Source organism: Ideonella sp., from assembly GCF_041287625.1.
GTDB lineage: Bacteria > Pseudomonadota > Gammaproteobacteria > Burkholderiales > Burkholderiaceae_C > Ideonella.
The window spans coordinates 104,390-116,038 of sequence record NZ_JBGGNH010000039.1 but is presented as its reverse complement, the minus strand read 5'-3'; the positions used below and the strand labels follow the sequence as shown (position 1 = coordinate 116,038).

Here is an 11,649-nt window from a genome sequence, read left to right as displayed (position 1 = left end):
TTGCTGCGTCTGCGCTTGCGCCTGGCCCATGCACAGGCCCAACGCCGCCAGCGCGCCCAGCCATCTGGTCGCTTCATCCCAGACGGGCGCTCGCGTCCCGCGAGACACAAACCATCGCCCCCTCAATCTCTCCAGCAGAACCTTGCTCATGATCATCCCTCCCCAGGATCCTCATTCTTTAGTCGTCGCTTAGCAGCAGTTCCATGATCGTGGCCAACACCGCTGGCGAAATTGGCGGCGAAGGCGGCGGCGTCGCTGGCCCACCGCTAACGGCGGTGGCGTTCGGTGCAGTACCGGCAGTCTTGGTGGGCTGCGGGGCGTTCACAGTCGACGTCACTTTGGCTTGCGTGATGCGGCCGAGGAACCACTTCCCATCGCTGATGTCGTCAGCGCCATAAGTATTCAGCGTCTGCCGCGTGCTGTACCAGCCCGATTGCCCCGCAACGTCCGGTGCACTGAGTTTGACGATGGTCTGCTTCGGGTCACCGTAGGCTGACATTTCCAAATTGGTGGTCAGCTTCTCGCTCACCAAGCTTCCATCCAAATCGTATTGCCGCTCAATGCTCTGCGCCTGGAAGGGGCGACGGATTCTTGCCGTGGCGGCACAGGGCGCGCCGTAGGTTGAACCCGCCGCGGGCGGCGCAAAGGTGACGGCCGTCGTCAAAGATTTTGTGAGGTCACAGTAGGCGTAGTCAGTGCGCGACAGCAACTTGAGTCCGCTGATGCTCGCCACGGGATTGAACGTCTTGGTCGTGACCGTTACCGCACTACTCTCGCAATCTTCTGCCGAAGTTTTTGTCAAAATCACGGCGCAAGCACCAGCCTTTGCGGTTTGCGTCACGTTGTAAATTGACAAACCGGTATAAGTCGAGTTGTAAATAGGTTGGCCAAGGTATTGAAACTGAGCAGGATTCTGATGATACTCGGTGGTATTCACCATCAACTCGCCACTGGCAAACGGATAATATTTGGTGACAATCTGAAAGCCCAGTGAACCACGGCCGAGCGCAGCCTTCATCCCCTGATACATGAAAACCGACTCGACATAAGGCGGCGTGCTGGAACCAGTCGGCGGCGGTACCGCACTGGGCTGCTTCGTTGAGGACACGACCCACTGGGCCGGGGCTATGGAAATCGCCGTCGTATCGGGATTGAATGATTCTGGTGCTGCGGAAACTGCGCGTCCCACTGCATACACCGCCGTACTAGCAGCTTGCGAAAGCGTCTGATAAGACACCTGAGTTCGCGCACCGGCACCGCTGACAGCGGCCGACATCAGGTCCGCCCCCTTCGCTGCATCAGTCCGGTAGAGATAGATGTCGCCGTTGATGATGGTCAACAAGCTGTTGTCCCCGACACCGGAAAAGTCCCCCCCGAAGAATTTACTGAACAGGTTCGGGATGCCATGCGCGTTGCCGGAGGCATCCTTCACATAAGTCACCAAACCAGTGGTTGCGCGCTTCGCAAACCAGACCGTCGGATTACCTTGGTTGTCCCAGGCGACAAAATCAGCCAACCCATCCGCATTCACATCCATCGTCATGGATCCAAGCTGCCCGGAACCAAAGCGGAAGGTACTGTCGGCTTTGATGTTCACCAACGCGCGGTTATCTTTTTGAAAGGTGCCGTCGCCCTTGTTGATGAACAGCCATGGATCCGCATCTTTGTAGGTATCTGTATCGCCAGAGACGATGACGTCAATCAAGCCATCACCGTTAATATCTACCGGCACACGGATAGACAGGCCCGATTTGATAAAATTCGCGCTGGAGTTCGCAAATCCGGCGACACCGCCCAAATTGAGGCCAACGCCGGATGACAATAAATCGGGCAAACCATCGCCATTGACATCGGTCAACGAGACAAGGTCTGTTCCCCGAAGGGTTTCTTTGGGTAAACCAGAGGGAAACTGGGACCAGTTAAAAGAGGAAGCGGTCTCAGTGAATTGCCCATTGCCTACCCCTTTGTAAAAAACTCCAGAAACGGTGCCAGGTAAAGGCTCGTTGCCGCCATCACCGCAGCCCGTTCCATACGTGTTCTGAGTGCTCAAGATATCAAGGCGGCCGTCGCCGTCCACATCCTGGAAGAAAACGCTCTTCGTTGTGCTGGATCCAGCATAGTAAGGCTGACCATTTTCGTCGAAACCACAACGGCGAGTACTGCTTGAATAGCTGCTCATCAAATTCGCTGCTGGCGTGAAGGATGGCACATTCTTGAATGTGCCATCTCCCTTGCTGAGCCATACGCTGATGTAAGGACACTTGGCACTGTCGGCGCAAGTACGAACCAAATCAGCAAGCCCATCGCCATTCACGTCAACCACGTGAGTGGTAACGCCCGACCCACCCAGATAGTGTGCAGCAAAGTCAAAACCGGACGTGAGTTGACTGAAGCTACCCACAGACTTGTCAGACGCCAAGTAGAGCTTGTTCTGCGAAGGGTCGGTATGCCAGCGAATAATGTCAGTGCGACCATCACCGTTGAAATCACCCGTCAACACACCCCTGTCGGTCCCATCGAGGTCCGCTGCAGTAAAAGAAGTTACAAGCGTCCGCGACATCGACGCGGCGGCGGACGCATCCCGATACTCAAAGGTTGTTGCAGGCAGGCAAGCACCGGCAGCATTGCACTCCTGAACCTTGCTGACCAGAGGAAGTCCGGTGGACACGCTGGCACGATGCGTTATGCGATATTCTCTAATTACCACACCATTGTTTCGCACCACAACTTTCCGGAGCAGGCGAGCCTGTGAAACCTTGTTTCCGGCGTGGTAGGCCTCCGCAACATCTACGCGAGGATAGTTATCAAATGGATCGGCATTGCCGGTTCCATTGTTGTAAACAAACTCAATTTCATTGACCGTACCGTTGCTACCCGGGGTATATCGGGCCTTTTTGATGTACCACTCTTTCCCCGCCACAGTGACGCCGTCAGGTCCTGTTCCCTTCAATACCGCCTCTTGCCCGTAATCGAACTGAATGAAGTTCTGAAACGTGTCCGTAATGCGCTTGACCAACCAAGCCGCAGTGATTCCGTTGCGTGCACTGTCAACGTTGCCAATTACCGTGACACGCGCATCTGAGCTACCGGGCACCACCGTGGCCGTTCCGTTAACATCGGTCGCTCCGTACTCGGTCATCAACCCAGCCTTCGACCAAACTTTGAAGTACAAAGGCGGGTCTGTGGCAACGCCGTTCGCGACAACTCTTGAAAAAGAATCATTTTCTAAGCGAAATTCTCGCACTGCTGTCAACAAGCCTGCATCGTTGGATTGTGAACTCGCGGCGCTACCCGGATCCGTTGTGCTTGGTGCATTGCTGATGATCATGCGCTGCCCATCCAAGCACAGCTTGTCATTCACATCGTAGTTGACAGTCCTTCGTCCATCCTGCAGGTTGATGGCCTGACAGCGAACGATTTGGGACAAGCCCTGAATGGACCATCCCACGCCAACCGGTCCGTTGGCACCAGAGCTGGTGTATACCAAACTCAATTTGGGCTCCATGCCCGCTCGGCCCGGAGCCCCAACGATCGGCAAGCTGAAATTGGCCTGTCCGCTATCGCTCACGACGATGGTGTTCGCATGAGCGAATGGTGTAACCGCGGACAAAAATGCCGCAAGCATCAAACCCCGACCGGTACGCCGCTGACATGCGCGTTCAACACCGAGTCGTCGCACAAGATTCTTCATCAGTCGCATGACTGCCTCCCTCCAATGTGTCTTTGCAGTGATGCCCGATATGCGAGCCTCACACGAACTTTACGGAACTATAGTTCAAAAATTAGTGCAGCGCATCATCTAACGAGATCAGCATCGTCGGCAACACCACCTGGTGCTTTGTCTCGCCCCAAGCTGCTCAGCTCAAATTCGCGCCCATCCCGGCCGGGGGATTGATACCCATAAGGTGTGCCCCAAGGGTCCAGCGGAATTTCGCTCCGAAGGTAGGGGCCGCGCCATCGCGGGTCAGCCGATACGGGTATTAACAAGACCTTCAGGCCTTCGGATGTAGTGGGATAGTGACCGACATCCAGTCGATAGGCTTGGATTGCCTTTTCGAGTGCGTCTAACTGAGCTCTCGCCGCCGTGACCTCTGACTTTGACACTTGCCCCAGCAGTCGAGGTGCCACGATGCCAGTCAGCAACCCGATGATCAAGACAACAACCAACAACTCCATCAGCGTGAAGCCGGAGATCTTCGATTTACGATTGAATTCATTAGTCATCATGGCGTCGGCGTCGGAATGAACTTCCAATCGCGGTAATGTGTTGCTGGCATGAGTTGAACATTCCCAAGGTCGACACCAATTCTTTTTAACGGAACCTCATCAGAAGGGCAGTAGACCCCTCTTACTGTGCCGTCATCACCCCTTATCACACCCCAGGGCAACAAGGGATTCAAAGGATTGGGATAGAGGCGACGAATGTGGCGTACCGTCCCGGCGAATCTCTGGTCAAGCAACAGTGCGTCCAAGCTTGGCGGAAACTGCCTCAAATGACCCTGTGAAATCGACTGATAGGAACGAATACCTTCCGCATACGCTGCACCAATTCGCAGCAATTCATCCTCTTGCAGCCGGTGTCGCTCGGCTTGCCACATTGTTCCAACGACGGCCATGGTAGTGCCCATCAGTGCGAGCACAACCAGCACCATCACATAGGCAAAGCCACTCGAACGCTTCGCGGCCGGATTACCATGCCGCATAGAGGCTTCCGTCACTCGCTTTACCCGCGGCACCGCTTTGAAGGTCTGATATTGCACCGGAGTTTGTGCCGTCTTGACGAATGACCCGCCATGTCAAAGTGGAATCAGTCATGGGATCGGTGGGTATCTGTCGGAGGTAGCCGGCGGTTACCATTTCCTCTAAGCTATCAGGATAGCGACCCCGATCCCCGTGGAACTTATCGATGATTTCTCGTACCGCCCTTAGATTGGCTCGCAACACTGCCTCGCGAGCTCGATCTACATGCGCTACATAACGCGGCATGGCGACAGCAAGCAACATGCCGATGACGGCCATTACCACCATTAGTTCGATCAGAGTGAAAGCTCTTTGCTTCAGCTGCGGCATCACCAATCCTTGATGGACGTACCATCCAGGCCAACCTTGCCGTAGCGCGTGTAGACGTCATAGACATCAGCACCGGGCACGGGCACATCTGGTGGACTCGCGTAACTGCGCAATCCCCAGCTGGTAGCAGCAGACAAATTTTCAGGAGCAAATGGGTCCCGAGGTATGCGCCTTAAGTACCTGCGAATTTTGCCGGAATTTCTGACATCAACGGCACCATCAACAAGAGTCGAGAGGCTAGGTGGATAATTTGATCCCCCGGCAGATATTTCTCCTGCTTCCACCGATTTTTTATATGCATCGATCGCATCACGAATTTCCCACACCGCTCTACGATACTCTTTCTCCTGCTCACGACGGCGATTGACTTCAACCAATGGCATTGCCATTGTGGCAAGAATTCCAAGAATGGCCACTACCGCAACCAGTTCAAGAATCGTGAAGCCATGAGACTGAAACTTGACCATGGTGCTAGTTCACGATGACACGGTAAGGAAATGCCTCAAACTTTGGAAGTTGCCCTCCCTCCATGACCATTCCGTCAAATCGTATGGCATTCAGGTCAACCGCTCCCTTGCCAAGCGCTCTCACCTTCAGCTTGGCAATCACACCATTCCCCTTTTGACCCGAGAGTGGTTGACGAAGAACACCAACGGATATACTGCCTTTCGCATCGTCCACCTTGTGGGTAAAACTCGTCAAGACGCCGCCCTGACCAAAAAACTCGCCCTCTTGCACATTCGAAATTGACAGCTGACCCGGAACAAAAGCCAACTCGATCGGCAGTCCGCGAAGTGGAACTGGCGTATCCAGCATCAATTCGATCTCAAACTCTTCGCCTTGCTTCACCACAGCAGGACCTCGAATGCGAAGCGTAGCGCGCGACTGCGCGACCTGCTCCGCAACCCCCGATATCCGAGCCGCCGATGATGGCCCGCCAGCAACGGGCGGTGAGACAGTCGTCGAATCCGACATCGTGTCAGCAACACCAGGCCGCCCGCCCACAGAGCGAAGACGGGTCACACTCTCCGTGCCCACCCACAATTCAGCCTGACTTGCGTCTGGACGTTGCAGATTGCGGATGATGTGAGGCGTAACCGCAAGTACCAATTCAGTTCGCTGCCAATCGTCGCTTTGATTTGAAAATAAGCGTCCTGCGATGGGCAAGTCCCCCAAGCCAGGAATTCGACTGGCGCTTGAGCGATCCTCGTTGTTGATCAGGCCTGCCAAGAGTTGCGTCTCGCCGTCTCGCAAACGGAGCATCGTGGAGGCATTCCTGGTCCCGATCTGATAGGCAAGCGTGCCATTGTTGGTTTTGACTTCGCGAGAAACGGAACTGACTTCCAACCCAATGCGGATGGCCACCTCGTCGTCTGGATAGACGGTAGGCTCGACGTCGAGCTTCAATCCAACATCTAAATAGCTGACGGAGTCCGAAACAAAGCCACCAACGCCCGTTGTGGTGGTTACCACCGGGACTTTGTCGCCGACCATGATCTTCGCCTTCTCCTTATTTTTTGCACGAATTTTTGGATTTGCCAGCGTGTTGAAATCACCGACCTGTCGCTTGAAATTGAACAACAGTCCACCGACTGAGATACCAATCTGATCACGCCCAAAATTCTTGAGGTTTGCCCAAGTGAGACCACCAGCCCCGCCATCTGGACCCAGTGGTGAAAGAGACAGCGTGTCTGGAAATTTCAAGCCAAGTTCAAGCAGCCTCGTGGTGCGAACTTCAATGACCTCTAGTTCCAACAACACTTCGGGCTCTGGCGTATCGTAGAGGTCGATCAATCGCTCTGCCAACGTGATATTTTCCGGTGACTCGCGTATCGCAAGCATATTGCCACGCTCATCCACGAACGGCTCACGAATTCGAAGCATTGCACGAAGAAATGCGGCCGCTCCTTTGGCATCCGCGCTGGCAAGATGGAAAACCCGAATAACTTGTTCCTGATGTTCCTTTTGCTTCTCCGGCGTATTCGGATAAATCAGCAAAGTTTTGCCATCTAGGATCTTCTTGCTTAGCCCATTGGTACTGGTAATCAAATCAATCGCATCTTCTACTCGTGCGGACTTTAGAAAAACTGTCACGCGAGCGTCTACTCTGATGTCCTTATCTAGAACAAAGTTAATTCCACTGTTGCGACTGACCACATCCAAGACGGTTTTTAAACTGGCATCCCTGAAGTCCAAGGATATGGGGCGAGACTCCAAAAGCCCCTGCTGCAGAGCCGAGACCTGGGCCTGCCGGACATCTGACTCCAACCGTCTCTTCAACGCCGTCAAGTCTGGATTCCTTGGGTTGTCTTTCAACGCCTCAGAAATCAATTGAATTGCGGCAGTCTTCTTCCCTGCTTCAACCATGAACTGCGCTGTGGAAAGTGCAGCGCGCTGCCTTCGTTCGATGGAAACATCCGCCAAAAGCGTGCCAACACGTTGACCATCCGTGTCAAATCTCTTCGCCCGCGACAGCAACGCCTCTGCCTCTTCGTATCGCCCGACAGCACGCGCACCCGCAGCCTCCGCGATAAGCCTCGAAAGGATCTCCGTTTTTGCTTGACGCGTTCCGGATCTAAGGATCGTGGACTCGGGATCCTCCACCAAACCGTGCTCCAGCTCGTCCATGGCGGTCTCGTATTGGCCCGCACGTATTTTTTCCTGAGCATCGCCCCTGATTCTCTCAGCGACACAGCCCGACAAAAATGGGAAGATTATCCCAATGAACAACGCCACTCCAACTTGGCGGAAACTACGCGCGTAGCGAATCATCGATTTCATTTCAAGATCAGCTACCATCCGACATCAGAGTCGGAAGGCGGAGGGACCGCAATGAGTGCCTTGACACCAAGTGGCGGATATAAAAGTTCAATGGCCCGATCTTCAATTTTTTCCACCACGTAGCCGTCGGCGAGCTGCGTACCCACATTCGCTTCTATCGCTTGATCTTGGCGTTCCAACCACACGATAACCTGCCCCTCCGGGCTTCGCATCCGACCCATATAGCGGTAACCAATGGGTGGCGGGGTCGGCTCAGGTGCTGGACCCGCCTCTATTGGAGTTCCTTCCACCTTTACGGTTGGCAATGGCGGCAACAAAATTGTTGGCGGCTTGAAAATATCTCTTAACACTTGAGAATAATCAGCAGCGGCAAGCCCTCCTGCATCGGCATGCAAATTAACTTCCGACGCCACCACCCTAGCTTCGTCATTCCTTGAATAATTGTCAGGCGCGTTCATCAGCTGCCTATTTTCGGAGAAAACAAGCCCCAGCGACAGCGCTGTAGTGGCGGCAAGTGCCCACATGATGCTGGGTCTCATCTCAATTCCAAATGGACCGAACGCTGATCCAGGGCCGGCCGCCATATTGCCAATTCCATCGACAGCGCCCCCTCTTGACTGACAGGAACCGACATCCAACGGAGCGAGTGAATGGTCGCTTGCGGAAATTTGCTTAACAAAGCACCCAGGACCTCCCTGGATCCAATATATGACCCTCGCATCGAGACATGAAAGTAAACCACACCAAGATTGGTACTGCTGGCATCTTTCTGATCGATCACCACTGACTCTAGAATTTGAGAGGAATACCCAACCTCTCTCTGCAAGGCAGTGACAAATGAGTAGGAGTCCGGCGCCGCCTCCAAATCACGCAAAACAGCCTCTTCTTTTCTCTCCAACCCATGCCCCCCCTCCCACTTATCAGGGCTTTTCGGAAGATCGTCGCGGATTGAATTCACATAAATGCCCCCCCCCGCAATCAGAACACAAGCCGTCGAAATCCCCAGCATGGAAATAAATAACCACCTTTGGAATGAAGAGTTGCTCCACAGCCGATCTACGGTGAAAGCAGGAGTAATCTTGGTATACAATCTTTAACCCCTCAAGTACAACCACCCAGCCGGCATCAACATGATTTACCCTTGTACGGCGATGTGGGATTTGTCGCCCGTGGAATTTGGACTCAACCCTGTTGAATGCCAGATCAATATCTAATAATATCGATGCACGCAATACAACGCACTCGAGACGCAAACCATTATTTAATATAATCCCCGGTCACCGATCTGCGTCATTGCAAGGCGCGTCAATCGTTGATGTGAAAATACCTCAATGCCGGCATGTTCTGCCCTGTACAGCCATCCAGATATACAGATATTGTTTTACCAGCCAAATATGCGGCAAGCAGTGAAGCGTACGAGCGCCTACCAATTGCGGTGTCGCCGTTGTCAAATCGAAACTCATTTGTTGCTCCGCCGCAGCCCATGCTTGCCCCAAAGGCAGCCCCGCTTAGCGTGACGAAGCATGTGCCATCGACGTTGTGGCATCCGATGTCGACGATCTTGCGGCCGTTGGCCCCGTCGACACCGGCATATGCAGAAGCTGAAAGAAATGCAGCGGCGCAGCCTATGGCGGCCATCAATTGACGCATGGAACCTCCCTCGAAGACCAATTGACCTGCAGGGCGCTAGGTCAGGCTTGTTGCTGCATTGATGCAGTCTGTCCTTTGGCTGTCACTATATCCGCCGGGCTACGCGTCAAGCAAGCCCCACGGCTGAGCTTTATCGGGCGAGCTGCGCCAACTTTTTCTCAAGCAATCCTCGCAATCATTACCTGATCCACCCCGTGCTGCTCCACGTCAACCACCTCGAAGCCCAAGCGCTTCAGATGAGGGTGCCTACGCGTTTGGAGGCGCAGCGCAGCCGGCCGGGCTGTCGTGGTAGCGGCGGTCTTCAGGGCGTCGACAAGGCCGCCCCCACCACATTGGGGCCAAAGCTGCAGTCTGCTGACACATTGAACTCGACTTGGCGCTGAGCCATTGAGGCCATCAAGAACAGTGCATACAGCTGTTTGTAGGCATCGCTTCCCACCAGCGCTTGGCGAACCACCACACCGCTGCCAGGCACAGCACAGCCTTGCGGATTGAGGATGGACTCTTTGGTGATGACGTAGAACTTGTCCGTCTCGACCACCAGTTTCGATGGCGTCTTGTACTGTCCCCAGTCCAATCCGCCTGTGCCACAGCCGCTGCACTCAACAACGCAACGAACAAAGGCGCCTTGGTGACCCACCTATTCATTTCCACCCTCCAAAACTTGTTTGCGATCATGCTAACCGCCGACGGCGCCCTTGGACTGGGCGACTCGGCCATTGATGCGCCAGCAGGGCGCTGCAGCTTCGGCTGATTCAGCGGCTCGCGGGCTTGACCGGGCTACTCTGCCGGCTTGTTCGCCAGCCATCAGGCAGCACCTCGCTTGCAGAGGGCCCGGCTGCTGCAGCCTCAGGCCACCCTGGCAATCATCACCTGATCCACCCGGTGCCGGTCCACGTCCATCACCTCGAAGCGCCAGCCTTCCCAGGTGACCGTGTCGGTGCGTTTTGGGATGCGGCGCAGCATCACCATCAGGAAGCCGGCCAGGGTGTCGTACTGGCCGGCGTGTGGCCATTCGGCGATGTCCAGCGCACGTTCGAGGTCAGGGATGGGGGTGACGCCATCGGCGAGGAAACTGCCGTCGTCGCGGCGGATGATCTGCTCCTCGTCGTGCGGCGCGACCATCGCGCCCATCACGGTGCTCATCACGTCGTTCAGTGTGATCACGCCGACCACCAGGCTGTATTCGTTGACGATGACGGCGAAGTCTTCGTGCGCCTGGCGGAACTGGGTCAGCATCTCGGCCAGCGTCAGCCGGTCCGGCACGATCAACACCTTCTTGATCAGGCCGCTGTCGCCGCAGGCGCGCAGGCCGATGGGCTCCTCGCGCAGCACGCGGGCGAACATGTCGGTCGCGTCCACGTAGCCGATGACCTCGTCGATGCTTTCGCCGCAAACCAGGTAGGTGGAATGCGGGTCGTCGGCCACGCGGGTGCGCAGCAGCACCTCATCGTCGTCCATCGCCAGCCACACGACACGCTCGCGCGAGGTCATGGCGCTCTCGACCGTGCGGGTGTCCAGCTCGAACACGTTTTCGATGATCTGCTGCTCGGAGCTGTGCACCGCGCCGGTCAGGGTGCCGGCGGCCGTCAGCGCCAGGATGTCGTGGTGCGTGATGCGGTCGTCGCGCGTCTGCGGCAGGCCGAACAGCTTGGACAGGCCGTCCGCCGCGCGGGTGAAGGTCCACACCACCGGCTTGAACAAGGCGCTGAGCCACAGCATCGGGCCGACCAGGCGCATCGCCAGCCGCTCGGGGTCGTTCATGCCGACGCGCTTGGGCAGCAGGTCGGCCAGCAGCACGAACAGCACGGTGACGGTGAGGAAGGACAGCGCGAGGGCCAGCCCGCCCAGCCGTTCGTCGCCCACGCCGGCCCAGCGCAGCGCGGCAGCGAAATGCGGCGTTAGCGCGCCGTCACCCACGATGCCGGCGAGGATGGCAATGGTGTTCAGCCCGATCTGCACCACGGTAACGTAGTGCCCCGGCGCGTCCTGCACCGCCAGCACCTGCGTGGCGCGGTGCTCGCCGAGGTCGGCCAGCTGGCGCAGCTTGAGCCGGCGCGCAGCGGCCATCGCAATCTCGGCCACTGAGAAGAAGGCCGACGCTGCAATGAGCAGCGCAATCAGCAGCAGGCTGGCGACCAGGTCCAC

Annotated in this window: 11 protein-coding genes; all 11 read right to left on the bottom strand. The window is 56.0% G+C overall.

What is annotated here, in order from left to right:
* Positions 1 to 178: 178 nt before the first annotated feature.
* The 11 genes from ACAH41_RS16255 to ACAH41_RS16205 all read right to left on the bottom strand — a co-directional run bounded on the left by ACAH41_RS16255 (position 179) and on the right by ACAH41_RS16205 (position 11,649).
* Complete coding sequence (locus tag ACAH41_RS16255) at positions 179 to 3,700, bottom strand: FG-GAP-like repeat-containing protein (protein ID WP_325649904.1); 3,522 nt, start codon at positions 3,698 to 3,700, stop codon at positions 179 to 181.
* 95 nt (positions 3,701 to 3,795) lie between these two features.
* Positions 3,796 to 4,227, bottom strand: a complete 432-nt coding sequence (gspG, locus tag ACAH41_RS16250; protein WP_325649906.1) for a type II secretion system major pseudopilin GspG — start codon at positions 4,225 to 4,227, stop codon at positions 3,796 to 3,798.
* Positions 4,224 to 4,760, bottom strand: coding sequence for a type II secretion system protein (locus ACAH41_RS16245; protein ID WP_325649907.1), 537 nt, complete (start codon positions 4,758 to 4,760; stop codon positions 4,224 to 4,226). Before ACAH41_RS16245 ends, gspG begins: the two co-directional genes overlap by 4 nt.
* Positions 4,690 to 5,070 carry a prepilin-type N-terminal cleavage/methylation domain-containing protein gene (locus tag ACAH41_RS16240; RefSeq protein ID WP_325649908.1) on the bottom strand — a complete coding sequence of 127 codons (381 nt, stop codon included), beginning with the start codon at positions 5,068 to 5,070 and terminating at the stop codon, positions 4,690 to 4,692. Before ACAH41_RS16240 ends, ACAH41_RS16245 begins: the two co-directional genes overlap by 71 nt.
* Positions 5,070 to 5,537, bottom strand: coding sequence for a type II secretion system protein (locus ACAH41_RS16235; protein WP_325649910.1), 468 nt, complete (start codon positions 5,535 to 5,537; stop codon positions 5,070 to 5,072). The genes ACAH41_RS16240 and ACAH41_RS16235 overlap by 1 nt, the downstream gene beginning before the upstream one ends.
* A gap of 4 nt (positions 5,538 to 5,541) precedes the next feature.
* Positions 5,542 to 7,851, bottom strand: a complete 2,310-nt coding sequence (locus ACAH41_RS16230; RefSeq protein ID WP_325649912.1) for a secretin and TonB N-terminal domain-containing protein — start codon at positions 7,849 to 7,851, stop codon at positions 5,542 to 5,544.
* Between the two features lie 11 nt (positions 7,852 to 7,862).
* Positions 7,863 to 8,390, bottom strand: coding sequence for a hypothetical protein (locus ACAH41_RS16225; protein ID WP_325649914.1), 528 nt, complete (start codon positions 8,388 to 8,390; stop codon positions 7,863 to 7,865).
* Positions 8,387 to 8,941, bottom strand: a complete 555-nt coding sequence (locus tag ACAH41_RS16220; RefSeq protein WP_325649916.1) for a hypothetical protein — start codon at positions 8,939 to 8,941, stop codon at positions 8,387 to 8,389. The genes ACAH41_RS16225 and ACAH41_RS16220 overlap by 4 nt, the downstream gene beginning before the upstream one ends.
* A 215-nt stretch (positions 8,942 to 9,156) precedes the next feature.
* A complete protein-coding gene (locus tag ACAH41_RS16215) occupies positions 9,157 to 9,501 on the bottom strand; it encodes a hypothetical protein (RefSeq protein WP_325649918.1) in 345 nt (114 codons plus the stop codon).
* Positions 9,502 to 9,802: 301 nt separating this feature from the next.
* The gene (locus ACAH41_RS16210; protein ID WP_370538369.1) at positions 9,803 to 10,042 is read right to left on the bottom strand and encodes a hypothetical protein; all 240 of its coding nucleotides are present in this window, start codon (positions 10,040 to 10,042) and stop codon (positions 9,803 to 9,805) included.
* Between the two features lie 308 nt (positions 10,043 to 10,350).
* The gene (locus ACAH41_RS16205; protein WP_325649920.1) at positions 10,351 to 11,649 is read right to left on the bottom strand and encodes a hemolysin family protein; all 1,299 of its coding nucleotides are present in this window, start codon (positions 11,647 to 11,649) and stop codon (positions 10,351 to 10,353) included.

Bases quoted from the DNA above. Each gene is read 5' to 3' on its own strand.
- ACAH41_RS16235 (WP_325649910.1), bottom strand. From the start codon at position 5,537: ATGGTCAAGTTTCAGTCTCATGGCTTCACGATTCTTGAACTGGTTGCG.
- ACAH41_RS16225 (WP_325649914.1), bottom strand. From the start codon at position 8,390: ATGAGACCCAGCATCATGTGGGCACTTGCCGCCACTACAGCGCTGTCG.
- ACAH41_RS16230 (WP_325649912.1), bottom strand. From the start codon at position 7,851: ATGAAATCGATGATTCGCTACGCGCGTAGTTTCCGCCAAGTTGGAGTG.
- ACAH41_RS16255 (WP_325649904.1), bottom strand. From the start codon at position 3,700: ATGCGACTGATGAAGAATCTTGTGCGACGACTCGGTGTTGAACGCGCA.
- ACAH41_RS16240 (WP_325649908.1), bottom strand. From the start codon at position 5,070: ATGCCGCAGCTGAAGCAAAGAGCTTTCACTCTGATCGAACTAATGGTG.
- ACAH41_RS16215 (WP_325649918.1), bottom strand. From the start codon at position 9,501: ATGCGTCAATTGATGGCCGCCATAGGCTGCGCCGCTGCATTTCTTTCA.
- gspG (WP_325649906.1), bottom strand. From the start codon at position 4,227: ATGATGACTAATGAATTCAATCGTAAATCGAAGATCTCCGGCTTCACG.